Annotated in this window: 27 protein-coding genes; 18 read left to right on the top strand and 9 right to left on the bottom strand. The window is 44.7% G+C overall.

All coding sequences use genetic code 11. The annotated features are described in order from the left end of the window. Positions 1–88 precede the first annotated feature (88 nt). Complete coding sequence (locus IQ270_RS09440; protein WP_193972964.1) at positions 89–715, top strand: heme-copper oxidase subunit III; 627 nt, start codon at positions 89–91, stop codon at positions 713–715. Positions 716–1,082: 367 nt separating this feature from the next. Then, on the top strand, positions 1,083–1,364 hold the full coding sequence (locus tag IQ270_RS09435) for an HNH endonuclease (protein WP_193972963.1): 282 nt from the start codon (positions 1,083–1,085) through the stop codon (positions 1,362–1,364). Here the strand turns inward: IQ270_RS09435 and IQ270_RS09430 are convergent. From IQ270_RS09430 to IQ270_RS09415, 4 genes are all read right to left on the bottom strand, one after another. Further along, positions 1,361–1,693, bottom strand: coding sequence for a ferredoxin (locus tag IQ270_RS09430; protein WP_193972962.1), 333 nt, complete (start codon positions 1,691–1,693; stop codon positions 1,361–1,363). The two genes, IQ270_RS09435 and IQ270_RS09430, sit on opposite strands and share 4 nt — an antisense overlap. 449 nt (positions 1,694–2,142) lie before the next feature. Further along, entirely contained in the window at positions 2,143–3,117 is a 975-nt protein-coding gene (locus IQ270_RS09425; protein ID WP_193972961.1) for a cysteine synthase A, read from the bottom strand. Positions 3,118–3,180: 63 nt separating this feature from the next. Then, positions 3,181–3,762: a Uma2 family endonuclease gene (locus IQ270_RS09420; RefSeq protein WP_193972960.1), complete on the bottom strand. Its 582-nt coding sequence runs from the start codon at positions 3,760–3,762 to the stop codon at positions 3,181–3,183. A gap of 129 nt (positions 3,763–3,891) precedes the next feature. After that, the gene (locus tag IQ270_RS09415; RefSeq protein ID WP_193972959.1) at positions 3,892–4,530 is read right to left on the bottom strand and encodes a peroxiredoxin; all 639 of its coding nucleotides are present in this window, start codon (positions 4,528–4,530) and stop codon (positions 3,892–3,894) included. 159 nt (positions 4,531–4,689) lie between these two features. Here IQ270_RS09415 and IQ270_RS09410 point away from each other — a divergent pair, with 159 nt between their 5' ends. From IQ270_RS09410 to IQ270_RS09385, 6 genes are all read left to right on the top strand, one after another. Further along, complete coding sequence (locus IQ270_RS09410) at positions 4,690–4,965, top strand: hypothetical protein (RefSeq protein ID WP_193972958.1); 276 nt, start codon at positions 4,690–4,692, stop codon at positions 4,963–4,965. A gap of 94 nt (positions 4,966–5,059) precedes the next feature. Continuing rightward, complete coding sequence (locus IQ270_RS09405) at positions 5,060–5,422, top strand: cupin domain-containing protein (protein ID WP_193972957.1); 363 nt, start codon at positions 5,060–5,062, stop codon at positions 5,420–5,422. Between the two features lie 645 nt (positions 5,423–6,067). Further along, positions 6,068–6,943 (top strand): ChaN family lipoprotein, encoded by an 876-nt coding sequence (locus IQ270_RS09400; RefSeq protein ID WP_193972956.1) that lies wholly within the window; start codon positions 6,068–6,070, stop codon positions 6,941–6,943. A 52-nt stretch (positions 6,944–6,995) separates the two neighbouring features. Next, positions 6,996–8,249 carry an AAA family ATPase gene (locus tag IQ270_RS09395; RefSeq protein ID WP_193972955.1) on the top strand — a complete coding sequence of 418 codons (1,254 nt, stop codon included), beginning with the start codon at positions 6,996–6,998 and terminating at the stop codon, positions 8,247–8,249. After that, complete coding sequence (locus tag IQ270_RS09390) at positions 8,246–8,881, top strand: retron system putative HNH endonuclease (RefSeq protein ID WP_193972954.1); 636 nt, start codon at positions 8,246–8,248, stop codon at positions 8,879–8,881. The genes IQ270_RS09395 and IQ270_RS09390 overlap by 4 nt, the downstream gene beginning before the upstream one ends. Positions 8,882–8,978: 97 nt before the next feature. Beyond that, positions 8,979–9,560, top strand: coding sequence for an NAD(P)H-dependent oxidoreductase (locus IQ270_RS09385; protein WP_193972953.1), 582 nt, complete (start codon positions 8,979–8,981; stop codon positions 9,558–9,560). Positions 9,561–9,638: 78 nt separating this feature from the next. On the opposite strand, the gene IQ270_RS09380 is transcribed toward IQ270_RS09385, so the two are convergent. Next, complete coding sequence (locus tag IQ270_RS09380) at positions 9,639–10,262, bottom strand: hypothetical protein (RefSeq protein ID WP_193972952.1); 624 nt, start codon at positions 10,260–10,262, stop codon at positions 9,639–9,641. 90 nt (positions 10,263–10,352) lie between these two features. Between IQ270_RS09380 and IQ270_RS09375 the strand changes: the two genes are divergently transcribed. Together IQ270_RS09375 and IQ270_RS09370 are read left to right on the top strand one after the other, a co-directional pair. Continuing rightward, positions 10,353–10,823, top strand: coding sequence for a DNA-binding protein (locus tag IQ270_RS09375; RefSeq protein ID WP_193972951.1), 471 nt, complete (start codon positions 10,353–10,355; stop codon positions 10,821–10,823). 3 nt (positions 10,824–10,826) lie between these two features. After that, complete coding sequence (locus IQ270_RS09370; RefSeq protein WP_193972950.1) at positions 10,827–11,396, top strand: PIN domain-containing protein; 570 nt, start codon at positions 10,827–10,829, stop codon at positions 11,394–11,396. Positions 11,397–11,677: 281 nt separating this feature from the next. Here the strand turns inward: IQ270_RS09370 and IQ270_RS09365 are convergent, their stop codons facing one another. Together IQ270_RS09365 and IQ270_RS09360 are read right to left on the bottom strand one after the other, a co-directional pair. Next, entirely contained in the window at positions 11,678–12,511 is an 834-nt protein-coding gene (locus IQ270_RS09365; RefSeq protein ID WP_193972949.1) for an inositol monophosphatase family protein, read from the bottom strand. A 163-nt stretch (positions 12,512–12,674) separates the two neighbouring features. After that, on the bottom strand, positions 12,675–14,108 hold the full coding sequence (locus IQ270_RS09360) for a BCD family MFS transporter (protein ID WP_193972948.1): 1,434 nt from the start codon (positions 14,106–14,108) through the stop codon (positions 12,675–12,677). Positions 14,109–14,244: 136 nt separating this feature from the next. Here IQ270_RS09360 and IQ270_RS09355 point away from each other — a divergent pair, with 136 nt between their 5' ends. Together IQ270_RS09355 and IQ270_RS09350 are read left to right on the top strand one after the other, a co-directional pair. Then, on the top strand, positions 14,245–15,189 hold the full coding sequence (locus tag IQ270_RS09355; RefSeq protein ID WP_193972947.1) for an aldo/keto reductase: 945 nt from the start codon (positions 14,245–14,247) through the stop codon (positions 15,187–15,189). 211 nt (positions 15,190–15,400) lie between these two features. Then, positions 15,401–15,916: an isoprenylcysteine carboxylmethyltransferase family protein gene (locus IQ270_RS09350; protein WP_193972946.1), complete on the top strand. Its 516-nt coding sequence runs from the start codon at positions 15,401–15,403 to the stop codon at positions 15,914–15,916. Here the strand turns inward: IQ270_RS09350 and IQ270_RS09345 are convergent. Then, a complete protein-coding gene (locus IQ270_RS09345; protein WP_193972945.1) occupies positions 15,913–17,217 on the bottom strand; it encodes an NB-ARC domain-containing protein in 1,305 nt (434 codons plus the stop codon). The two genes, IQ270_RS09350 and IQ270_RS09345, sit on opposite strands and share 4 nt — an antisense overlap. A 491-nt stretch (positions 17,218–17,708) precedes the next feature. Between IQ270_RS09345 and IQ270_RS09340 the strand changes: the two genes are divergently transcribed. The 3 genes from IQ270_RS09340 to IQ270_RS09330 all read left to right on the top strand — a co-directional run bounded on the left by IQ270_RS09340 (position 17,709) and on the right by IQ270_RS09330 (position 19,673). Further along, positions 17,709–18,263 (top strand): C39 family peptidase, encoded by a 555-nt coding sequence (locus tag IQ270_RS09340; protein WP_193972944.1) that lies wholly within the window; start codon positions 17,709–17,711, stop codon positions 18,261–18,263. A 178-nt stretch (positions 18,264–18,441) separates the two neighbouring features. Continuing rightward, on the top strand, positions 18,442–19,122 hold the full coding sequence (locus IQ270_RS09335; RefSeq protein ID WP_193972943.1) for an N-acetylmuramidase family protein: 681 nt from the start codon (positions 18,442–18,444) through the stop codon (positions 19,120–19,122). Positions 19,123–19,205: 83 nt separating this feature from the next. After that, positions 19,206–19,673 carry a hypothetical protein gene (locus tag IQ270_RS09330; protein WP_193972942.1) on the top strand — a complete coding sequence of 156 codons (468 nt, stop codon included), beginning with the start codon at positions 19,206–19,208 and terminating at the stop codon, positions 19,671–19,673. 186 nt (positions 19,674–19,859) lie between these two features. Here the strand turns inward: IQ270_RS09330 and IQ270_RS09325 are convergent, their stop codons facing one another. After that, on the bottom strand, positions 19,860–20,474 hold the full coding sequence (locus tag IQ270_RS09325) for a pentapeptide repeat-containing protein (protein WP_193972941.1): 615 nt from the start codon (positions 20,472–20,474) through the stop codon (positions 19,860–19,862). A 73-nt stretch (positions 20,475–20,547) separates the two neighbouring features. Between IQ270_RS09325 and IQ270_RS09320 the strand changes: the two genes are divergently transcribed. The 3 genes from IQ270_RS09320 to IQ270_RS09310 all read left to right on the top strand — a co-directional run. After that, positions 20,548–21,981: a hypothetical protein gene (locus tag IQ270_RS09320; protein WP_193972940.1), complete on the top strand. Its 1,434-nt coding sequence runs from the start codon at positions 20,548–20,550 to the stop codon at positions 21,979–21,981. Positions 21,982–22,436: 455 nt separating this feature from the next. After that, complete coding sequence (locus IQ270_RS09315) at positions 22,437–24,020, top strand: chloride channel protein (RefSeq protein WP_193972939.1); 1,584 nt, start codon at positions 22,437–22,439, stop codon at positions 24,018–24,020. 61 nt (positions 24,021–24,081) lie between these two features. Next, the coding region (locus IQ270_RS09310; RefSeq protein WP_193972938.1) for a PD-(D/E)XK nuclease family transposase at positions 24,082–24,208 on the top strand (127 nt) is incomplete at its 3' end.

Here is a 24,208-nt window from a genome sequence, read left to right as displayed (position 1 = left end):
TTTCAGGCAATTGTTGGCACTAATGTTCTCTTCCTTCTTCCTTCTTCCTTCTTCCTTCTTCTTTTTTTCCTTCAACTAACAATTTATTATGCAACAAATTCCAGCGATCGATCCAGAAAAAACGGCTCTAAATTACCACCACAGCGCCGAAATAGAAGCCCACGGCGAAGAACATCCCGACCACAGAATGCTAGGCGTACTTGTGTTCTTGGGATCTGAAGGGATGATATTTATGGGTATGTTTGCCGCGTATTTGATTTATCGGGCGATGGCCCCGATGTGGCCGCCTGAAGGTACGCCCGATCGCGAGTTATTGCTGCCGGGAATTAATACGATAATTTTGATTGCTAGCAGTTTTGTGATTCACAATGCGGATGCTGCAATCAAAAAGAATGATGCGGCGGGTATGCGAAATTGGTTGCTCGTGACTATCGCTATGGGCGCGGTTTTCTTGTTCGGTCAAGTTTACGAATACACTCATTTAGAGTTCGGCTTGACGACTAATTTGTACGCCAGTTGCTTTTACGTTTTGACTGCTTTTCACGGTTTGCACGTGACGTTTGGAGTGCTGCTGATGGCTGGGGTCGTTTGGCGATCGCGCGTGGCCGGTCATTATTCTAGCGAACACCACTTCGGCATTGAAGCGACTGAGATTTATTGGCACTTTGTCGATGTGATTTGGATTGTTTTGTTTGTGTTGCTGTACGTGCTTTGAGCGTAAGCTTTTATACTTAGCTGGCAGGCAAGATGCCTGTCCAACCTAAAATTAAGACCCCCGGTTGGGGGTTTTTTATTGTTTGGGAAGTGCGATCGACAGTTTGAGCGTTTCCGGTTGCATCGTCAGGTGATTTAACCGGATCTAGAACACAGAGAACACAGAGAGAAATGAATACAGCACGATGAAGAGAGGAATTGATATTACTCACTTTCTGAAAGCCGATCGCCCTAAACTACGCTAAATTAAAAGAAGCAATTGCCTATCAGATCAAATCCTCTCTTCATCGGAATAATAAATTCGAGTCAACCGTCAACATCACCTGACGGTGTAACCGGAAATGATATCAAACAGCATTGAAAAAATTATGCAGTGTGAATTGTGCGATCGACAAATGGCAGCATTAACCGCCCACCACCTGATCCCCAAACAAAACACCAAGCGCAAAAACGCAGATCCCAGTCAGACGATCGACATTTGCTCCGCTTGTCACCGCCAGATTCACTCTCTCTTCGACAACAAACACCTCGCCCAAGAGCTCAACACCCTAGAAAAGCTTAAAAATGACCCTCAACTCCAGAAATTTGTCTCTTGGGTGAAGAAACAAAAAACCGACAAACGCATTCAAGTACACGGCAAAAAAGCTTAAACATCGGCGGGCGGGTTCGGGGGTACCGCCCCTACAGAATGGCGGTGAAACTTACGGTAAAGCATCGCCTCTATCGGCTTTCCACCCCGCAAATGTCGATCGGTAATTGCCGCAACTTCTTCAGCAGAAACACCGCTATACCAAACCTCTTCTGGTAGTACCAACACCATCGGCCCGTTGCCGCACTGTCCCAAACAACTGCTAGCCACAACTTCAACTTCTGCACCGGACAATTTCTCAAAAGCTGTCAGTACCTTGGCTGCATTTTGCTTGCGACAAGTGCGGTTTTGGCAAACAAGAACTCGCCTCGAAGATTCGATAATTTTCATTTTTTTTGCTTGACACTCTGCTTTTTGTATGCTATTTTTGTACAATGGGAATAGGTGCGGTCATATATAGCCAAGTTTTCAGAGAGTCTATGGAGATTTTGGACGAGCTAGCCAGTCCATCCCAGACATCATGATATTAATCTGATGATCAACCTTTTGATGCTAACCATTGGCGATCGCGCTACATAAATCTGGGATGAGTCGGCTAACCGCAGATAGTTTTGAGATAGAAGCAGATAATTTCCCGATGATATCTTTTCTAATTGCATCGGAATGATTTAACCGCAGAGAGCGCAGAGGGCGCAGAGTCCGAGCAGAGAAATGAATAATTCCAATCTTAACGAAATTGATATGATTGGTGACTTTGACAATCTGATCTGCGCTAAAAGCGTTTTCGGGATTGTTGCACTCTGCCAGACTCATTTCGATACACGTGTGCAACGCGGCTGCTAATCCGATGATAAACCTTTTGATGCTAACCATTGGCGATCGAACAAACGGGACTGATACCGAGCTCCACCATCGCAGAGTACCGTCACAATCGTATGTCCCGGCCCCATTTGCTTCGCCAAAGCCACCGCCGCCCCCACATTAATCCCCACAGAACCGCCCATAAACAACCCTTCTTTCCTCAGCAATTGGTAAACCACGCGGACAGCTACAGTATCATCAATTTGGATAGCATCATCTACCGAGACATTCTCCATATTTCCAGTGATGCGACTCGTACCAATTCCCTCAGTAATCGAACTACCTTCAGTCTTAATTTCCCCAGTTTTGAAATAACTGTAAAGTCCGCTACCCATCGGGTCAGCCAAAACAGCTTTAATCGCGGAATTTTTTGATTTCAAAAACATCGTCACACCCGCGAAAGTGCCACCCGTACCCGTCGCCGCCACCCAAGCATCTATTTTCCCGTCGGTTTGTTCCCAAATTTCCGGGCCAGTTGTCTCGAAATGAGCTCGGCGGTTTGCTAAATTGTCAAACTGATTCGCCCAAACCGCATTTTCCATTTCCGCTGCTAATCTTCCCGATAGTTTGACATAATTATTTGGGTCTTTGTAAGGAACAGCGGGAACAGTCCGAACTTCGGCGCCCAAGGTTTTCAAAGCATCGATTTTTTCTTGAGATTGAGTGTCGGGAATCACAATCAAACATTTGTAACCTTTAGCGTTGCAAATGTGTGCTAAACCGATGCCAGTATTACCGGCAGTTCCTTCAACAACAGTTCCCCCCGGTTTCAGCAAACCTTTTTCTTCTGCATCTTTGATGATGTACAAAGCAGCCCGGTCTTTGACGGAACCGCCGGGATTGAGAAACTCTGCTTTGCCGAAAATTTCGCAGCCGGTTTCATCGCTGAAGCTGTTTAAGCGGATGAGGGGAGTATTGCCGATAGTGCCTACAAAGCCGTTTTTGATATCCATATTTTTTGATTGTTTCTATACTATATAATTCTGACAATAACTTTGATATTTCGTGCTAGCAGTTTACCAAATTTTGCTCATATTCAACACAAATCCCGGCAAAACTGGGTCGCCACTGACTGTCACCGGATTGTCCAAGCATTCCTCGGTCAAACCGGGGCGGTAGATGTAGACTCTGCGATTTTTGCGGTCTATCAGCCAGCCCAGCCGCACTCCTGGTTCTCTCATATATTCTTGCATCTTTTCTTGTAGTGGCTTGAGATTGTCAGAAGCAGACCTAAGTTCTACTACAAAATCTGGGCAAATTGGGGCAAATTTTTGCTTTTGTTCTGCTGACAAAGCATTCCACCGTTCCAGTTTAATCCACGAGGCATCTGGAGACTTGTCACCCATTGAAAGTTTAAATCCCGTACTGGAGTCAAAACAAATACCGGTGTCATCTTGTCTGGCCCAAATATACAACTCTCCAAAAACGCTACCGCTGCGATTTCCCGTTTCCGAACCAGTAGGCGGCATAATTAGCAATTCTCCCGATTTGTTGCGTTCGATGCGTAATTCACTATTGATTTGACAGAACTCGAAAAACTCGTCGTCTGTCATTTGCAATTTTGGCGGTATTCGCAACACGATTGTTGGTGACAGCATTTTGCGTTTCCTCAAATCTCAATTGTTCAGATAATCGGATAATTTTTGGGTTCGTAGTGAGGACTTCAGTCCTCAAAAAAGAGGATTGAGGACTAAAGTCCTCACTACGAACCAGTCGGTAAATTTAACTTATTTATTCGGTTGAGGAGTCATCCGCAAATAAGGCTTAACTGGCGTGTAGCCTTTAGGAAATTTCTCTGCCAACTCTTTCGGGTCGGTAATCGAAGGTACGATTACGCAGTCGTCGCCGTCTTTCCAATCAACCGGAGTCGCAACGCTGTATTTGTCCGTAAGTTGCAAGGAGTCAATTACTCGCAAAATTTCATTGAAATTCCGACCGGTGCTCGCTGGATAAGTAATGCTTAAACGCAGTTTCTTTTGTGGGTCAATTACAAAAACGGTGCGGATTGTTAAGTTGTTGAGGGAGTTGGGATGGATCATGTCGTAAATGTCGGAGACTTTACGATCGCCATCTGCTAAAATTGGATAGTTGAGAGTAACTTTTTGAGTCTCCTCAATATCTTTGATCCAGCCCATGTGAGAATCCACATCATCGACGCTGAGGGCTATGGTTTTGACGCCCCGCTTGTCAAATTCAGACTTGAGACGGGCCACTGCACCGAGTTCGGTGGTGCACACTGGAGTATAGTCTTTGGGGTGTGAAAACAACACTACCCAGCTATCGCCGGCCCAGTCGTAGAAGTTGATTTCGCCTTCAGACGAGGCTTGGGTAAAGTTGGGAACTGTATCGCCTAATCGCAGTGACATAACTGGTTTCCTCTAATTTTATTTAACGACGGTTCTCTATCATCCCATAATTGCTCGGTTTGTCGATCGCACTGTAAATGATTTTAAACTTTTTGGTCGATCGCCCGCCAATTCCATTACTCTAATGTATATGAGAGTTTTACCCTAAATTTTGTTGCTATGCTTTACTTTTTGCTGAAGACTATACAGCCTGTTTTAGTGCCGCTGTGTTTTGTGTCCGCCTGGGGTTTAGTTTTTTTGCTGTGTTCGAGTATCGGGCGTGCTGTCGGCGAGTCAATGCACAGAGCTGGGCGGATGCACCAAATCCCTTGTGCTAACTGCGTGTTTTTCACCGGCGACTACCACCTCAAGTGCCCCGTTCAACCTAGAATAGCTTTATCTGAAGATGCGATCGACTGTCCTGATTATCGAGCGCATTCGGGAACTTACGGTTAAAAAGTCGATCGCATCTTGACATATTTCTTAACATCTCTCGCTGTTTAGATTAAACTTAAGTTGTGAGCGATAGATTTTCAGGAGTGTATCAAGAATGCTAATTCAAAAGCTAAACGGTTGCGACGAGTTTATTGCTGGCGACGGTACTCAACTGCGAGAATTGCTGCATCCAGATAAACAAGCTGTGGATTTGCGTTACAGTTTAGCCCACGCCACCTTGCCACCGGGACAAACTTCCGCGCTGCACTCCCTGACCACTTCTGAAGTTTACTACATCCTCAGTGGCGTTGGGGATATGCACATCGACGATGACACTCAATTAGTGCAAGTCGGAGATGCAGTTTACATTCCGCCAAACGCCAAACAGTTTATTTACAACTGCGGAACAGAACCGCTAATATTTATTTGTATCGTCGATCCGGCGTGGCGAAAGGAAGACGAGACAATTTTTCAGTAATTTTGCTTTTTCTACTTACCAGGCTGTGCCTGGTAATGCCTGTCTAGAGGCTCTGCCTCCACCTCCGGAAACACTTTCAACTGCCATAAATTACTGTTAACAATAACAGCACCCAGCCATATGTGCCGAGTGATTTCCTCTTGTTTAAAATTTCGATGCGGAGTTGCAATAATCCTCGGATTCACTTGCATTGCTCCCCTCTAATTAGTTGAGGAAGTATCAGCTCTCTTGGTGGGTGCTGCTATTGATTTTTAGTGAGACAGATGTGGGATTAAACAGCGTTTTACTCCTTAAATTCTATTCTGAACTTCGCTGCGATATTTGGATTTAGTATCTGTGCTATCTGTCGTAGAAGCTTTTTATTTGCTTCATATTTTTAATGTACCACCTATTGTGGGAAGCGCAAGTACCTGCAACTAAACTTTACAAAAGAAGTCATCAGTCAGTAGGGGCGGTGCCTGTGAGTGCCCGCCCTCAAGCGTGATTAGTCATCAGTCATCAGGAAGAGGGAAGACAACCCTATAGGGGCGTAGATAATTGCGGATAATTGTGAAGTTAAATCAAGCATCGAGCTTTGTAGATGCCCCCGTAAAATCCTAGAGTTCGGCTGTGGTTGCTGCTGCGAGAAACAGGCATAATATCTGTATGAAAACAATCAAACTCATCAAACTGTGCGCCTTATCCCTGACCATTTTCCTGCTGTGCAGCAGTGTGGCGATAGGGGAACCGATTGCTTCGCCTCAACCGCAGCATACTTATACTAACCAAGAGATTCTGCAAGAATTACTAAAGGCGAAAATTGTGTATTTGGGTGAAACCCACGACAGCGCGGCAGACCACCAAGCTCAACTAAAGATTATCCGAGAAATGCAGCGACAAAATCGTAAAATTGCGATCGCCCTTGAAATGTTTCAGCGTCCGTTCCAAAGTGCGATCGACAACTACTTAGCAGGTAAACTGACAGAAGAGCAATTAGTCGAGCAAACAGAGTACGATCGCAGATGGCGCTTTCCCTGGGAATATTACGCCCCATTTTTGCGGTTTGCCAAAGAAAACAAATTGCCAGTCCTCGCCTTAAATACACCATCGGAAGTAACGAGAAAAGTTGCCTCTCAAGGCTTAGAAAGCCTCACAGCAGAGGACAAAAAATATATTCCGCCAATTTCCGAAATTCGTACCGACAACGCCGAATACCGGCAAATGCTGCTCGAAGTTTTCCAACAGCACCAAAAGGCAGCACAGGGAAATAGTACGGCCTTTGAAAGATTTTTGCAAGCCCAAGTTTTGTGGGATGAAACTATGGCGGAAAAAATAGCTGAATTTGTCAAAGCTAACCCCGATTATCAAGTTGTGGTGTTGGCGGGGAAAGGGCATATTATGTTCGGTTACGGAATTCCCAGCCGCGTCGAGAGGCGTTTGGGAGTCGGAAATGTAAAAATGCGATCGGTTGTATTCAATTCCAGTGAAAATCCTACTTTGTCGGCCGATAAACCGATGGCTGACTTTGTTTGGCAGCATTGATTTGATATGATTTCAAAAATATAACCCACTAAGCCAGAGCGAGAACCAAATCGTGAAAGTCAAGCGTCTAAAAATGAACTCATTCCGAGGCATCAGCGATTTGACCCTGGAGTTTGATACAGATGAGCCGACTGTGTTCATCGGTATCAACGGTGTGGGGAAGTCCAGCATACTGGAGTGTTTGGCTATTCTTCTCTCCTGGCTGACAAAGCGAATTCAAACTCCCAATAGTAATGGACGTTCTTTCAATGAAGATAATATCAAAAAAGGATGCCAAGAAACTCACAACGAAATTACAATTTCAATCAATGACTGGCCGGAAGTGGTATGGTCTTTAACCAAGGTCAGTAAAGGGCGAAGCAAGGATACTAGCAGCAACCTTGGGGACTTAAAAAAAGTTGTTGATCACATACACAGTCAGTTAGATGCTAATTCTTACGCAGCATTGCCTCTGGCTGTTTACTACCCAACTAACCGTGCCGTACTTGATATTCCTTTAAAGATTAGGACGAAACATTCGTTTGAGCCTATAACTGCTTATGACGAGGTTCTCACGGGAGGGCAGATCGATTTTAGGCGCTTTTTTGAATGGTTTAGAGAGCGGGAAGATTTAGAAAACGAAGAACGACTAAATAATACTAATGAGTATCGCGATCGCGAACTAGAAGCAGTCAGATATGCGATCGCTAACTTAGTAGACGGCTTTTCAAATTTACGGGTTAGGCGATCGCCTTTGCGAATGACTGTAAACAAACAAGGCGAGGAAGTGATCGTCAATCAACTATCCGATGGTGAAAAATGCTTGTTAGCACTAGCAGGAGATTTAGCAAGGCGTTTGGCGATCGCAAATCCGAATCCAGATTGCAATCCGCTTGAGGGTTCCGGCGTTGTTTTGATTGACGAGATTGAGCTCCACTTGCACCCAAAATGGCAACGGGCGATTATTCCGAATCTGAAAAAAACATTCCCAAATTGCCAGTTTATAATTACTACTCATTCGCCACAGGTAATCAGCGATCTCAAGTGGGTTCATCTTTTGAGGTCAACATCTGAAGGAATTGCGATCGATCGAGTACCATCCTTTGGTAAAGATAGCAATCGGATTCTAGAAACGCTTATGGGAACTCCAGAACGTCCGCAGGAAATTATAGAATATTTACGCGAACTGTTTCATTTGATAGACAAGGGCGAACTCGACAACGCACGACGATTGCGCCAAGAATTAGCACGCAGAATGGGAGAAGAAGATCCAGAATTTGTGAGAGCAGATTGGCTAATTCAACGCAAGGAAATTTTCAATAAATGAAATATATTCAAAAGGGGAAGGAACCTCAAAATTTTTACGACTGGAAGGCTACACAGCAGTCTCTCGGTTTCAACTATGATTACAAATGTCTTCTCAACCCTGAAAAAGGATCGGTACACAGTTCTTTGCTTAGCGAACAAGGCTATATTTGCTGCTACTGCTGTATGAGAGTTGAGCAAAGCAATAGCCATATTGAACATCTAGCCCCCCAGAGCAAGACTGATTCAGAATTATCTGTTGATTACACAAATATGCTAGCTTCTTGTGGCAGAGATCCAAATTGGCCTGAGTATTGTGGCAATAAAAAGCAGAATCTTGCGATCGGGGTTTCGCCGTTACAAGCCAACTGTGAAGAATTTTTTAACTACTCTAGCACTGGTGAAATACTGCCAACTGAAAATAATTTAGCTCATCAAAAAGATGCTCAAAGAACCATTGAAGTTTTGGGACTCAATCATTATGACTTAACACAGGGACGAATTCAAGCACTTGAAGCATTGCAAGGAATCATGACACAGGAAGAGGCAGAATTATTAGCTCAAGTTTGTCAACAAATGAATGCACAAGGGCGATACCAGCCTTTTTGTAATGCGGTTTTATATTTTCTCAATAATTATTTTGGTGTTTCTTAAGTTGAATGTTACTCAAAGATTGCGCGATCGCGCCTTCCTTTGCTAAAATTTATCTTGGAAATGTCAAGATAATCTTGTCAAAATATCAGGAAGTACCGTGAACAATACACCCAAAATACTTGCATTTGCCGGAAGTACCCGCGAAGCATCCTACAACAAACTGCTGGTAAAAGTTGCGGCTACTGGGGCTAGGGCGGCGGGTGCAGAAGTTACCTATGTAGATTTGCGCGATTTGCCGATGCCAATATTTGATGAAGATTTGGAAGCAAAAGAGGGAATGCCAGAAAATGCCCGGAAGTTGAAGGAATTGATGGTAGCGCATGACGGGTTTTTGATAGCTTCCCCTGAGTATAACAGTTCGGTTACGCCTGTGTTGAAAAATGCGATCGACTGGGTGTCGCGCCCAGCACCGGGTGAACCGGGGTTGGTGGCATTTACTGGCAAAGTAGCGGTAATTATGAGTGCTTCCCCTGGCGGAATGGGCGGTTTGCGGGGATTGATTCATTTGCGATCGATCTTGGGGAATATTAACGTATTGGTGCTCCCGGATCAGAAGGCAATTCCATCAGCATTTCAGGTATTTAATGATGACGGTACGATGAAAGATCCGAAACAGCAAGAGTCGGTTGAGAATCTCGGTGCTAAGCTGTCTAATGTGCTGTCGAAATTAATCGCGTGAGGCAATAAATTCTTTTTACAGTAGGGACACAGCAATGTTGTGTCCCTAATTCCAGTTTCTGTGATTTTGTTGGCTGCATCAAGTGCGATTCATAGAATAAAACCCTTGAAATGGCATCATTAAAATCCCCAATATCCGACTAATTTCATTAACAAAAAAGTCTCGCTTGTCAATATAAATTGTACTGCCATTCAACTTAAGAAACTTCCAATCAGTACCTGTAGTCACAGCCCCATAAATAGTGGCAATTTGCTCTCCGCTGCGCTGATTAAATAATTGGGCGGCTACCATTTCCGCAATACACTGACCCAAACCAGATTTAATACTTTCATTTTTAGCCTCTGTGAGAGTAATCACGGGGGCGCGAATTTCATAGGAATCCTTTGATGCAGTCAGAATATAATCGCAATAGCCGTTCAAACCTGCTTCTACATCTACATTGAATTCTGAACCAGAGAAAAAACCAACTTGAAAATTAAATTGCCGCCTGACTTCCAACAATATTGGGGCAATAATTAACTCAGCGCGAGCCTTTTCGGTATTAATTGCCGTAGCTAAGGACAGGTTTTCAGTTAAAGTAGTTTGCAAATAGGAACTTGGCTGTACCTCGGGGATATCGCCAAACAAATCTAAAGGTTCTTCTACGGTTAAATTAAAAGATTCTCTAACTTTCGCTAAAGTTGTAAAATCGCTGTATGCCACAGGTTGACGTCCTTGCTAGATTTTGGCGATCGCCTTCTCAAATTGCTACAATCATAGTTGATTGCCTGTTATTCTCACCCCCAAATTAACATGACATTCACCGGAGATCCAAATTCAGCACCTGTTTTACCGACAGCCGAAGAAGCAGCGGTTGCTAAAATTAGCAGCCGCGCCTTAGAATCACATTTAGAAAATCATCCGTCTGGCGAATCCCTCAAATTAATCTTAAACGAAAAAGAGGGCAAAATAATTGATATACCTGCCGCCGCGTTGCCACTGCTGTTAGAGATTTTGCAACAGACAAGTAGCGGCAATACTGTCAAGCTAACTCCCATTACTAAAGAACTCGATATCTGGCAGGTTGCTATAATACTGAATGTTGACCGCGAGTATGTGTGGAAGTTACTAGATGCTGGCGAAATTCCTTACAAGATAGTAAGCAACTGTCGCCGGATGCGTTACGAAGATGTCATGAAATATAAAAAGCAGGATTATGACAAAAGAAGTAAAATCCTTGACGAACTTGTGGCAGAATCAGAAGCACTCGGTTTGTACGACTAACTCATGAAAATTGTCAAAGTTGTCTGCGATGCTAATGTGTTATATTCAGCCGCACTCCGCGATTTGTTGATGGAACTAGGAGTTGGTGAGGTATTTGAACCGAGGTGGACAGAAGAGATTCACGAAGAATGGATAAGAAACGTGCTTCTGAACAATCCAAATCTTACATCAGAACGACTTACCAGAACCAAAAATATGATGAATGCCAGCATTAAAAATTGTTTAGTGCAAGGCTATGAGACAATTATACAAGATTTGGAACTTCCCGATCCGGGCGATCGCCATGTTCTAGCAGCAGCAATTCATTCTCGCGCGGATTTTATCGTTACTTTCAATCTCAGAGATTTTCCTGCTGACAAACTCAGACAATATAATATTGAACCGCTGCACCCCGATCAGTTTATCCTGCGCTTGCTCAACTTCAACTGGCAAGGTGTATGCAAAGCAGCAGAAAAACAAAGAATCAGGCTCAAGAATCCGCCAAAAACGCCGGATGAGTATTTGGAAACGCTGGTAGAATTGGGACTGCCACTGTCAGCAAGTCGGATCAAAGAATTGTGCGATCGAAAATAGCGATCGCCCTTTTCAAAGCACGTAAGTTTAAAATTAATATTGGAGTGGAAACTACCACAAGCTTTTTCGCGCCGCATCACCCGATCGGCTAAAATGCAATAGCCCGATCGACCTAAAAGAAAACCACCCGATCGCACATTGGCAGAAATAGACAACAGCAAGCATACTTGAACCATCGGTCATCGGTCGGTTATACTTGTTGCAAACCGCACGGCAGGCGTGGGAGACTCCTCCGTCACACCTGCCATGCAGTTTTATTTAATAATTGTGCGACATTAATATCAGCCCATTTTCTTCTTCTTCCAAGCTTCCACAAACGGCAAAAACACCGACACCAACTCCTGGCGACTCATCACCAAAGTGGGAAAAGAAACCCTCCCGTAATTCTTCCCGACTTCCAGCGGAAAAATCGCTTGGGATTCCAGCGGTAGCCAAACCGCACCCGCAGCCTTCACAATTACCCAACTCCCAGCAATATCCCAAATTTTGGGAGTCGCTTCTACTCCTCCCATCGCTACCCCGGAAGCCACTATCAAAAAATTGTAACTAGCCATCCCCAACATCCGAATTTTACTAGGAAGATGAGGCCCGATTCCCACACTTCGGGAACACAAATTAAAAATATGATTTCCACTCAATTTATCAGCACTCGGGCGAATCGGGCGATCGTTCAAAAACGCACCTTGAGGCATATTTGTCAATACAGGATCTTCCGCCAAATTCTCTGCATAAAAACCGTAGAAAGTTTGATTCAGAGGTGGCAAATGCACGCAGCCAAAAACCGGAGTTCCGCGATACAATAAACCCAAAGAAATTCCCCAAATCGGAATGCCCCGAGCAAAATTAGTGGTAGCATCAAGAGGATCGACAACCCAACACCATTCAGTATCGGGGAAAATGTGTTCTCCTTCTTCGCTCAAAATCCCGTGGCTGGGAAAAGTAGATGCGATCGCATTTCTAATCTCAGCATCCGCCCAATTGTCAGATTGTGTAACCAAAGTGCCATCATCTTTCTCATCCGCTTGTGCAGAACCAAAATCTTTCAAAAACTGCTGTCCGACTGTCTTGACAGTTGTCTGAGAAAAAGTTAAAATAGACTTCCAAAAATCTTGCATTAGTTATTGGTTACTGGTTATTGGTTATTGGTTATTGGTTATTGGTTATTGGTTGTTGGTTACTGGTTATTGGTTATTGGTTACGATCCTGATAATAACAAATAACAACTAACCAAATAACAACTAACCAAATAACAACTAACAAATAACAACTAACCAAATATCAGTCTAATTCATTTTCAAGGATAGTGGCGATCGCACTTTTAGCATTATCCTGAAACTCCCGCACATCCACCCTACCCAACAGCCAAACAGCCAGAATCATACCCACCGCCGGCACAGCAAACACTAACCCGTAAGCCAGCATCGGCACCCCAAACAAACTCCTGCCAAAATCCAAAATAGCACCGCCGCTAACCGTAGCCACACCCCGCGCCATCGCCTGCGACAAACCCCAAGCGCCAATAAAAGTCCCCGCAGTTTCCGCAGCCGTCAAATCCAACATCAAACTCAGCGCCCCCGTCGTTGTAATTCCCGAAGCTAAACCGAAGCACATCAAAGCCGACTTAAACACAATTGGATTACCCGTAAATCCCGATAAAATAATCAAGCCAAAACAAGCCGCCACTGACAAACAGCCCAATCTAATCGTATTTTGCTTGCCAATCCGCGGCACAATTAAAAAACCAGTTGCGCTCAAACCGATGAGAACACCAGTACCATAAATAGCATTCAACCGCGTAGTTTCCGAAATCGGCATCTTAAAAATTTCCCCGCCGTAGGGTTCCAAAACCGCATCCTGCATAAACAAACAAATAGTCATCACCAGCAGGAAAGTAAAAAACAAACCAGTTTGGCGGCTAGCAGTCAAAATCCGCAGCGCACTTCCCAAAGTAATTTTATCTTCTCGATTAACTGCGCTCGATCGAGCTTTGTAACGCGAATACTTTTTCTCAACCCCAAAAGTTGCAATCCCCAGCAACAGCAAAACCACCGCCGGCACTTTCACAAACAAACCATTAATCGAAGCCTGCAACACTTCCCGCGGCACATCCCCATCAATCTGCTTCAACAAACCGCTGCTGACAATCGCCCCGATAATAATACCAACCATCAGCATCGACCACACCACACCCACCAACTTCGATCGGTCCTCCTCATCCGAAACATCCACCAACAAAGCCGCAAAAGGAGTTGAACTCGAACAAATCGCGATACCGTAAACTGCAAAAACCAAACCCAACAAACCCACCCAACCGTAAGTCGGAGTCGTCCACCCCACAGCCTCCAAACTCTCGCCCAAGCGCCACATCACCTGCACCGCCAAAAAAGCCGAAATTACAAACAACAGCCCTCCCAGCCACACATAACCCGTGCGGTGATGGCCAAACAAAGGCTTAGCATCCGACATCTGCCCGAACCACACCCTAGCCGGAGCGACAAACTGGTGCATCGCCAGGGTACCAGCCACCACAGTAGCCGGAATCGCCAACTCGTTAATCATCACGCGATTGAGTACCCCCAGCGTCAAAATCGACATCATCCCCAGCCCCATCTGAAACAAGCCCAGGCGGAACATAGTCACGAGGGTAACTCTCTTTTGGGCAGCAGTCGTGGAATCTGTTAATCTAGAATCTGGCAAACGGTCGATCGACATAACTATTCAAATAAATACAGCATTTGCATTTATAGTAACTGACATACCCGCCCCCGTTTCCTCCCAAGGCTAGAAGCTCGATCGCGACTATTTATAGAAAAATAATAGACAATAAAGAATTGTGGATTTACCAACCGTGACAACCATTACCTTAGGACAAAATGGCCCAGCCGTCATTCCCCTGTGCGTCGGAACTTGGGCGTGGGGCGACAAACTATTTTGGAACTACGGCAGCAACTACGGCGCCGCCGAAGTAGAAGCAGCATTCAACACATCCCTAGATGCCGGAATCAACTTTTTCGACACAGCCGAAGTCTACGGTAACGGCTTGTCAGAAGAATTGCTGGGGCAGTTTATCAAAAAAACCAGCCAACCCGTCCAAATAGCCACCAAATTCGGCCCCGTACCTTGGCGGATTACCGGAAAATCAGTTTCCGACGCTTTGAGTGCCAGCTTAAAACGCTTGCAAGTAGAACAAATAACCCTCTACCAAGTACACTGGCCCTTCAGTTTTTTACTAAGTCAAGAAACCCTAATGAACGCCTTAGCAGACGAAGTAAAACAAGGCAGAATCCAAGCAGTAGGAGTCAGCAACTATTCAGAAGAACAGATGCGCGAAGCTCACAAAATACTAGCAGCCAGAGGCGTTCCCCTAGCAACAAATCAAGTCCGTTACTCATTGCTATCGCGGCAAGTAGAAAAACAAGGAATTGTGCGTGCCGCCTCGGAATTGGGAGTAACAATTTTAGCATACAGCCCCTTAGCCCAAGGATTGCTCACCGACAAATACAGCGCCCAAGAAGAACCTACAGGAGCGCGCAAATTTGACTCCCGCTTCAGCAAAGTGGGGCTTGAAAAAATCGAATTAGTCATGTCCACCTTGCGGAAAATGGGCAGAAAGCGATCTCGCACGCCCGCCCAAGTAGCCCTAAACTGGTTAATAGCCCAAAACGGAGTCATCCCAATTCCCGGCGCCAAAACCGCAAAACAAGCCCAAGAAAACGCAGGCGCCCTAGGTTGGACTTTAAGCCAAGATGAAGTCAACCAACTAGAACTCATGACACGTCCTTGGCGAGAATAAATTAGTTGACGGTTGACTGTTGACTGTTGACTATTGACTGTTGACGGTTGACTGTTGACGGTTGACTGTTGACTATTCGCCGTAGGTTGGGTTTTACTTCACTCTACCCAACTTACACTTCACTTTCTTCTCCCCTCTTCCTTCTCCCCTCTTCCTTCTTCCTTCTTCCTTCTTCCTTCTTCCTTCTTCCTTCTTCCTTCTTCCTTCTATTATGAAAATATTAACTGACTGGGGTTTCACCCGCGAAGGCTTGAGCAACAACAGCCGCGGCGAATATTTAGTATTGCTTCAAGGAGCATTGCTCGCAGGATTTGCCATCTTACCCGTTTATCAACTACCGGGATTCAAAATTCAATCAACTCAATTAATTTATCTTACCTGGTTTCTGGCAGGCATTCTCGGCTTAGGCGCACTAATTTTAATCGTCAAAGGATTGATAGACTTAGGGAAAAACCTCACACCCTTACCCTATCCCATAAACAACGGACAATTAGTTCAAACAGGAATTTACAGGATAGTGCGGCATCCACTATACAGTGGCTTAATTTTAGGAGCCCTCGGCTGGACAATTTGGCAAATGAGCTTATCGCACTTCATCGCCACTGCAATTTTACTAATATTTTTTGACATCAAAGCCAACCGCGAAGAAACCTGGTTAACCGAAAAATACCCCGACTATTCAGAATACCGCCAGCGAGTCAAAAAAATAATTCCAGGCATTTATTAACAGTTTGAGATTTCGGTTTGAATCAAGCGTTCTATGATATACTCTACGATCGCAGGCTGTAGCATTAAACTGGTAGATGCAGTAGGATTTAGCGATCGCCGATCTTCGATGAGCGATCGCTCAGCCAGCGCCTCTAACGCTTCCATCAGTTGCCGTCCCGAAACTTTGGGCAAAATTTCCGTTTTTAACTTCGGAGGGGTCGCTGCTTCTTGGTTAATGGCGATCCAGTACATAATTTGTTGTTGCAGGGGAGACAGGCGATCGAACTGGCGATCGAACAAATCCCACAAATCGCTAAAAACAGTATTTCCTTGCAATAAAAATGCCTGAATATCACCACCAAAAAGTGTTTGAATAGTCGTTGCAGCAAGTTTTATAGCCAGGGGATTGCCACCAAAATAATTTACAATATCTCTACTTTGTAGTAGTGTTGCCTTTAATCCTTTATCGGCGAGGATTTGCTGGCATACAGGTGGCGAAAGACCGCACAGTTTGAGCGATCGCACGGGTAAATTTTCGCCCGATCGCATAGCAAACCCGCCCGGTTGTTCTCGTCCGGTTAAAATAATACAACTTTGGTGTGGTTCGTCAGCAATGCGTGCAAATAACTGTCGGTAATCTTCATACCCTTGTTGATATTGTCCGCCGCGATTTTCCCCTTGCAAAATCGACTCCAGATTGTCGAAAATTAACAAACAGCGTTTTTGCCGCAACTGTTCCATGAGAGCAGAAATAAAATTATTTGTTGTCGCTTCTGAACCAATTAAAATCAGTAAAATATCGCTGAGGATAACATCTAATGTCGGTGAGTGCTGCAAACTTCTCCAAATAACAAATTCAAACTGAGATTGAACTTGCTGGGCGAGTTTGACAGACAGAGAAGTTTTGCCGATACCGCCAATGCCAAAATTTCCGATCGCACGGGTAGAATTGTCACTAATCCAAGTTTCTAATGTTTCTAATTCCTGCAAGCGGTTGTAAAAATGGGAAACATCGATCGCTTCTCCCCAATCTTGGGTGCAGTTATCTGATGCGCGGCTATGCTGGTAGCGGCGCAGGACTGCTTGCAGATTTTGTTTTGAGACTTTTTCGCCGGTGATTTGAGAGAGCTTTTGCCACAAAAGCGAACCGACTCGTTTGATATATTCGTGTTCGTAAAGTAGGCGATCGGCTATTTCTTGATAAGAGTGTCCTTCCCAAGTTTCTAGAAAGACGATGGATTGAACGTCATTGAGTTTGTGCTTTTTGTTAACGGATTGTAACAGATGGTCGATTAGGGCGATCGCCTCTTGTCCTTTCATAGTTGTTATTTTGATTTATTCAGTAGATTTACCGATTATTCTGATTGGGGGTTGCTTTTCAGGATAGAAAATAAATTTACTGAATTAACCGCAAGGTAATCCTTTTTATAGGCGGCGGTTGAAACCGCCAGAAAGTCAAACAAAGTCGGCGGTTGAAACCGCCAGAAAGTCAAACAAAGTCCGCGCAACGCGAGACTAAGAAATAAGGGGGATATTTAAGCCGGATTTGGGATGAGGTGAAATCTCAAATCGATCGGGAAATTTACGCAAGTTTACAAAAGAGAGTTACTTTTTCTCACCGGCAGGGCGATCGGGGAATTTACGTAAGTTTACAAAAGATGGTTACTTTTTCTTACCGGCAAGGCGATCAAAGTTGGTTATTCTTTGAATTAAGGCAGAACAAAAGCCACTAACGCCTGTAAAGTTTGGATTTTTAGCGCGGCTTAAACTCTGCACCTTAATTAATCTTGTAAACCAAAGGAATTTTGATAATGGCAGCCAATACTATTTCAAAAACACAGACTATTTACGTTCGCCAGCCCGATGGTCTACTTTGTCAGAGCGCGTGTATTGCAATGGTTTTACGTACCACAGATGTCCATGGTATCCGTGCTGCTCTGCTTTCAAAAGGTGCTCCTGGTGATCCTGCTGTGATGGGCGATTATCTTGAATCTCGTGTGAAATCTTATAAGTTTCTTTTGAACGGATCTTTGAATGATGCCAAAAAAGCTCTTGATGATGGTTGTGCCGTGATTACTCACGGATGGTTCACCCCTATAGGTCACGTCATTGTACTGATTGGATATGAAGCTGACCCCCTTACACTATCTTACCGCTTTATTGTTCATGACCCCAGGGGAGAATACGATTTTCCTAATGGTGTTCACGATTTATCTAAATCTGGAGACAGTGTGCGCTACTCTAGCTACGGCATCTATGCCACTTGTGTTGCCTCTGATGGCTACGATCATGCTCGCAATCTCTACACAAATAAGACATTGAAATCAAACGAACAGAATGCCTGGTTACATATCATTCAAAACTAAGTTCTGCCAACACCATTCATAGACCATAAGCTATTTGCCAACATTCAGTGATGAATCGTTTTAGCACTGGATGTTAGCAAGTGATAAAAATTGCAATTCTTTTTCTAGGTAAGCAGTTTAGCCATTCAAAGTGTGGTTGAACTAAATCCTTAGTTGAGTTAACACAAAGAGCAAGAAGATGATGAAACCAGTACCCAGTGAAATAGAATATTTTTATCCTCCGGTAACTTATCCAAATGGGAAACGGATTATTTGCAAAATTCCTTCAGGATATGTTCAACCTGCTTTGTCTAAATCTGATTATCAAGATTTAAGTGATGAATTTGATTTAGAAATTGCTTTGGTTAAAGCTGTTATGAAAGTTGAATCTGCGGGTTCTGGCTTCTTACTCAAAGAGCCATCTCCTGCACGTCCAAAGATTTTATTTGAAGCTCACTGGTTCTACAAGTTGACTCCCAAACCAGTTTCCCAAAGCCGCCCAGACCTATCCTCTCCTGTGTGGGATAGAGATTTGTACAAGGGTGGCTCAGCAGAGTGGGATGAACGTCTACTTGACGCAATGGAATTTGATGAAATTCAGGCTCTAAAAAGTGCATCTTTTGGATTAGGTCAAGTAATGGGATTCAATTATACTGTTGCTGGTTGCGCTTCAATTCAACAGTTCATTCAAGAGAACTTTGCCGGAGAGTATTGGCAAGCAAGACACATGATGAACTACATTGTGAACAAAAATTTACTGGGTCATCTCAAACGTAAAAATTGGAATAAGTTCGCTTTTGGGTATAACGGAGAGAAGTATTGGGAGAATGAATACGACATTAAACTGGCCAAGGCTTATGATAGGGCGCTAGTTGCTTAAGTAGATATTAGGCTGACTGTTTTTTATTGCAAGGTGCATCTACTTCAAATTGTACAAACTCATAAATCAAAGTATAAGAAAAGATGCCATCTCAATCTTTAATTACAGACAACAGAAAAGATTTGAAAGATGAAGCTAAGGAATTAACTCAAGCTTCAATTGAGGATAAAAGACAAAACTTAGAGAAGGATATTAAAGATTTAACTCAAGAAATGACTCGGCTCAGACGAATCAATCGAAGCTGGGACGCAGGGTTAACAATTACCACGATCGTTCTGACTTTAGCAATTACCATTTTGTCTACCTCGGATCGAGTAAACGAGCAAGACAAAAAGATAGCTACTGGCATTCTAGGCGGAGTTATCGTTGCTATTCAATCTATTGGAAACGCATTTCCAGTTAAACAAAGAGCGGGAGCATATCGTATTCTTCAAGCGCAAGCTAATAATTTGTTGACTGATGTTAAGTATGTAGAAGGTACAGAAGAATTGAAGGCTATTGAATCTCAGTTTTATTTATTAAGAAGCGATGCAGCAAAAACTGAAAGCTAATAGATAGAATCATGGCATTTTTGTTAATTATTAACAAGAAGTATAGCAATAGATTTATCGCACTTCGTCACTCCTTCATCTCCTCACCAAATAACGGGAAATGAAGGCTGCAAGTGCGATCGCCCTCTCCTCTGATTAATGCTAATGACTTATGACTACTGACGTCGGACTGATGACTACTGACTTTCATTCATGCCGCGTACCATCAGGCATCACCGCGCCCTTTAAATTCGCCCCGGTCAAATTTGTCTCCAACAGCAAAGCATTTCTCAAATTAGCATTCTTCAAATTAGCACCTTCCAGATTAGCCATCCACAGATTCGCCCCCTCCAAATTCGCACCTTCTAAGTCAGCATTGACGAGAAAAATACCTTTCATAAAAGCACCTGTTAAATTAGCTTTTTTCAAGTTAGTCCCTGCCAAATAAGCATCTTCTAAAAACGCCTTATCTAAATTGCTTCCCTCCAAATTCGCCCCAGCCAAATTGCTGCTTATCAGGTAAACACCCGCCAAATTTGCCTGTTTCAAGTTAGCATTGAGCAAATTCGCACTCCACAAATTCGCATTTTTGAGGTTGGCATTTTCTAAATTGACCTCTTCCAGAAAAACTGCGCTCAAATTCGCCCCGGAAAGATTGCAATCTTGACATTTTCTCGCTGTCAGTAATTGCCGAACTTGATGCTTGACTGACGAACGGTTAGCTGCGAAAATTATTAAACCTGTAGTTGCTAAGGCAATAATCCTAAAAGTCGCCATCCCGATCGCACTTACAATCTGCCTTTGTCCCCCACCTCGAAACATCCGCTTGCAGCTCTTAAAAATATTTCGATAATTGTTCGTATTTATAACCTAGTTCCTTCCTGCCCCTGCCCCTATGAAAAAAAAGTTAAAATTTAAATTACTCGCGATCGCCCTGATCTCCATCCTAACAACAGCCGCCTTTGGATGCGATCGCCTTCTCACAAAACCCTTTCAACTTCCCGCATCAGCCAAACAAGAACCCTGGCCAGTGCAAACAGGCCTCCGAGTCAACATCCTCCGATCCAACATACCAATTGTTAACCGCATAGTTTTAGTACCAGACGAAGCCACATTCTTCGCCGCAATCCAAAAATGGAATCTCAAAGGACACTGGCCGATTCTCATTGAAGATAAAAAATACGCGCCGATGTTTTTGCAGCGCTTCCAACCAGAAGAAATCGTCCGTTTGCCAAGCATCAAACAGCAACTCCCAAAAAGTCAAAAACTCCAACAATTAATGCTCAAAAGCGCAGCAGCAGCTTGGAATTGCACAAATTCTCAAACTTTAAAAGCAAAATGGCAGGAACTCGGCTGGGAACCTCCAGGAGTAGTAATTTCATCTGAAAATGACCCCGCACGCTCAGCAGCAGTTGCCTTAGCCGCCGCCCGCGGTGAACCTTTAGTATTTCTAGAAGGTAACTTTGGAAAACCCAACGATAACCTCAATGAAGCACAGTGGAAAACTCTGCAAATAGCAGTTACCAAAGCTGTTGAATCAACCGGATATTTTTATTCTCAACTAGCAGATGCGATCGACACAATTACTATTGTACGCCAACTAGCAGTAAAATATCAATCCCCTCAAAACAAAGACGAACAATGGGCTGTAACTGACGGTTTGGGAAGGCACCCGAACGGCGAACGCTGGGCGGCTGTCGGCTGGATTTACGGTTCCGAAGTACGATCGATCTATCAAGCCATGTCAGCCATATTTCTCGACAGCCAAACCGCGATGCTTTATGACAGCTACCCCAAAGAAGGAAATTGGGGAAAATATGAAATGGAGTCAGCAGCTAGCGGACTAAAAACTCTAGGCATTAATGTCGAATTAGTGCAGCAACCAGAATCTAGCCTGGAAAGGTGGCGGAGTTTAGCATCAACACCGTGGAGATTTGACTTAATATTGATGAATTCCAAAGGCTATCCAAAATCATTTCAAGTCGGTAACGGCGATGCTTCAGTTGATGACATACCAAAACTCCAATTTCCCGCAGCAATCCACATGATTCACAGTTGGTCAGCATCAGATCCAGATGATGCAAATACCGTTGCCGGCAGGTGGTTGCAAAATGGCGCTTATGCCTATGTTGGCAGTGTCAATGAACCTTTGTTATCTGCATTTATTCCACCTAAAATAATGGTCGATCGCCTGAAACGAGGAGCACCCTTTTTAATCGCAGCCCGCCAGCTAGAATCCCCTCCCTGGAAAGTAGCCACCATCGGCGATCCGCTAATGTCGATCGCCAAACCCACACCGAGAATCCCCCCCAGTCAACAACCGATATGATGTTGCGCGCGATCGAACAGCCACCATGAAACAGGTTCGATCGTTCGGACTTTAGTCCTATCCCCTGACGACTTTAGTCCTCACTACAAACTTTCGATTTGAGATTTTTTGTTTAATCTCCAATCTTAAATCAGAGTATTTAGTTTCAGTGATTTTTACCAGACTGCTAGATCGCAGAGCCGATTGTGCGATCGCCCGCGGGCACTAACACTGTAAATATAGTTAATTAGCATTATTATCGCCAGAATCTATCTAAGTTTGAATGTAACTGAGAATACGATCGCGCCAAATCTACTGACTCTCAGAATCCGTCATTCCACCCCAGCCGCTGGTCGCCAAAATCTACCATAAAATACGCCTTAATTAAGTTGTCAATTCCCCTAAAATCACTCAAAATTAAGAAAAGAAATAAAATGTAATATTTATCTAAATTCTCACAGAAGAATTAACCCTAAATGAGAGTCACCCCTCCTGTGGATCTGCCGCCGCCCGGGTCAAACACAGAAACTCCCCAGGCCTCCCGCCTCAGCCCGTTGTTCAACCGCCTGCATCCGAGCCCAGAAACCCTCCTGCTCGTCCTCTCCCTAGTCATCGGGGGAGTTACGGGCGCAGGCGTCGTCACCTTTCACTACCTCATCCACTTCATCCACAGCCTGATGCTGGAAGACTTCATGGGGGCGATCGCCTCAAAAGGCTCCTGGACGCTAGCCTGCATTCCCACCCTCGGCGGAGTCATCATCGGGCTGATGCGGTGGCGGTTTCGGGATTTTGGCCCCAATATGTCTTCCTTAATTGCAGCCACCCGCGGGCTGCAAGAACTCTCCCCCCTCAAACCCATCACGAAAATGGTGGCCGCCTCCGTATCCCTCGGCACAGGCGCATCCCTCGGCCCGGAAGCCCCCAGCGTCGAAATCGGCGCCAACTTCGGAATGCTCCTGGCTCAAGTCTTGCAGCTATCCCCAGAAAGGCAGCGCTTGCTCCTGGGTGCGGGAGCAGCAGCAGGCTTATCCGCTGGGTTTAACTCTCCCATCGCCGGAGTCTTTTTTGCCTTAGAAGTCGTGCTCGGCAGCACCTTCGCCACTTCGTCAGTCAGCGTTGTCTTGCTCTCGGCGGTAGTTTCGGCGCTGATCGCTCAAATTTGTTTGGGGGCTCAGCCAGCCTTTGCTTTGCCTGTTTACGATGTCCGCAGCCCCCTAGAACTGCCTTTTTACATGGGATTGGGACTTTTTGCGAGCGCAGTGTCCCTAGTCTACACCGAAGCAATTCAATTGGCCGATCGCTGTTTTCAAGGAAAAATCCGAGGATTTGGTTGGCTTGGACGACTGCCCCGCCCGCTTCACCCCATCCTCGGCGGGACAGTCGTCGGCTTAGTCGCCCTGCAATTCCCTCAAGTTTTGGGCGTCGGCTACGAAACAGTCCAAGCAATGCTCCAAGATGTGAAATTTTCCTTGCCTTTGCTGCTGCTACTACTTTTCGTCAAACTAGCGGTGACAGCAATCAGCCTCGGCAGCGGTTTAGTCGGGGGGATATTTGCTCCGGCGATGTTTTTGGGCGCTTCCCTGGGTTCGGCTTACGGCATCTTTTTGGGAATGGTGCCGGCTTTGGGGGAACACGTTGCCGGCCCTCCCGCCTACGCAATGGTGGGAATGGCTGCCGTCCTCGCTGGCTGCGCCAGAGCACCGCTGACAGCCATCCTGTTGATGTTTGAATTAACCCGCGATTACCGAATTGTCTTGCCTTTGATGGCAGCAGTCGGGTTGAGCGTTTGGTTGGTGGAGTTTGTCAATCGCCGATCGACCACTCACAGTCTTAACCTGCACCAAATGGGCGTAGATGTCGCTGTCAATGAGCCGATCGCAGCCAGAGAACAGTTGCAGGATTGGGAAGACGCTTTGGGCGATCGCATCGTCACAGAACTAATTTCTTGCCAGATCCCCATTGACGGCGAACAGAGCAGCGAAGAGCTAGGGTTGGCGATCGCCAACGCACATTTACTCGAAGATGTCAAGCCTTTGCCTGAAACAAAATCAGCAGTTTGAGTGCGATTAATCCCCCTGCTTCCTCACAAAACTAATAGCCCAAAACCTAAATATTAAAACCATGATATTTATCAACCCAAAAACCGATTACGCCTTCAAAAAAATCTTCGGTTCATCAGAAAGCAAAGACATTTTAATTAGCTTTCTCAACGCCTTGATTTATGAAAGCAATCCCACAATTCAAGACT

Origin of the sequence: Microcoleus sp. LEGE 07076 (genome assembly GCF_015207455.1) — a bacterium.
Lineage (GTDB): Bacteria > Cyanobacteriota > Cyanobacteriia > Cyanobacteriales > Microcoleaceae > Microcoleus.
The sequence above is the reverse complement of the archived record's forward strand: the minus strand, read 5'-3'. Positions and strand labels throughout refer to the sequence as shown.

Bases quoted from the DNA above. Each gene is read 5' to 3' on its own strand.
- IQ270_RS09440 (WP_193972964.1), top strand. From the start codon at position 89: ATGCAACAAATTCCAGCGATCGATCCAGAAAAAACGGCTCTAAATTAC.
- IQ270_RS09435 (WP_193972963.1), top strand. From the start codon at position 1,083: ATGCAGTGTGAATTGTGCGATCGACAAATGGCAGCATTAACCGCCCAC.
- IQ270_RS09430 (WP_193972962.1), bottom strand. From the start codon at position 1,693: ATGAAAATTATCGAATCTTCGAGGCGAGTTCTTGTTTGCCAAAACCGC.
- IQ270_RS09425 (WP_193972961.1), bottom strand. From the start codon at position 3,117: ATGGATATCAAAAACGGCTTTGTAGGCACTATCGGCAATACTCCCCTC.
- IQ270_RS09420 (WP_193972960.1), bottom strand. From the start codon at position 3,762: ATGCTGTCACCAACAATCGTGTTGCGAATACCGCCAAAATTGCAAATG.
- IQ270_RS09415 (WP_193972959.1), bottom strand. From the start codon at position 4,530: ATGTCACTGCGATTAGGCGATACAGTTCCCAACTTTACCCAAGCCTCG.
- IQ270_RS09410 (WP_193972958.1), top strand. From the start codon at position 4,690: ATGCTTTACTTTTTGCTGAAGACTATACAGCCTGTTTTAGTGCCGCTG.
- IQ270_RS09405 (WP_193972957.1), top strand. From the start codon at position 5,060: ATGCTAATTCAAAAGCTAAACGGTTGCGACGAGTTTATTGCTGGCGAC.
- IQ270_RS09400 (WP_193972956.1), top strand. From the start codon at position 6,068: ATGAAAACAATCAAACTCATCAAACTGTGCGCCTTATCCCTGACCATT.
- IQ270_RS09390 (WP_193972954.1), top strand. From the start codon at position 8,246: ATGAAATATATTCAAAAGGGGAAGGAACCTCAAAATTTTTACGACTGG.
- IQ270_RS09375 (WP_193972951.1), top strand. From the start codon at position 10,353: ATGACATTCACCGGAGATCCAAATTCAGCACCTGTTTTACCGACAGCC.
- IQ270_RS09370 (WP_193972950.1), top strand. From the start codon at position 10,827: ATGAAAATTGTCAAAGTTGTCTGCGATGCTAATGTGTTATATTCAGCC.
- IQ270_RS09365 (WP_193972949.1), bottom strand. From the start codon at position 12,511: ATGCAAGATTTTTGGAAGTCTATTTTAACTTTTTCTCAGACAACTGTC.
- IQ270_RS09360 (WP_193972948.1), bottom strand. From the start codon at position 14,108: ATGTCGATCGACCGTTTGCCAGATTCTAGATTAACAGATTCCACGACT.
- IQ270_RS09350 (WP_193972946.1), top strand. From the start codon at position 15,401: ATGAAAATATTAACTGACTGGGGTTTCACCCGCGAAGGCTTGAGCAAC.
- IQ270_RS09345 (WP_193972945.1), bottom strand. From the start codon at position 17,217: ATGAAAGGACAAGAGGCGATCGCCCTAATCGACCATCTGTTACAATCC.
- IQ270_RS09340 (WP_193972944.1), top strand. From the start codon at position 17,709: ATGGCAGCCAATACTATTTCAAAAACACAGACTATTTACGTTCGCCAG.
- IQ270_RS09335 (WP_193972943.1), top strand. From the start codon at position 18,442: ATGATGAAACCAGTACCCAGTGAAATAGAATATTTTTATCCTCCGGTA.
- IQ270_RS09330 (WP_193972942.1), top strand. From the start codon at position 19,206: ATGCCATCTCAATCTTTAATTACAGACAACAGAAAAGATTTGAAAGAT.
- IQ270_RS09325 (WP_193972941.1), bottom strand. From the start codon at position 20,474: ATGTTTCGAGGTGGGGGACAAAGGCAGATTGTAAGTGCGATCGGGATG.
- IQ270_RS09320 (WP_193972940.1), top strand. From the start codon at position 20,548: ATGAAAAAAAAGTTAAAATTTAAATTACTCGCGATCGCCCTGATCTCC.
- IQ270_RS09315 (WP_193972939.1), top strand. From the start codon at position 22,437: ATGAGAGTCACCCCTCCTGTGGATCTGCCGCCGCCCGGGTCAAACACA.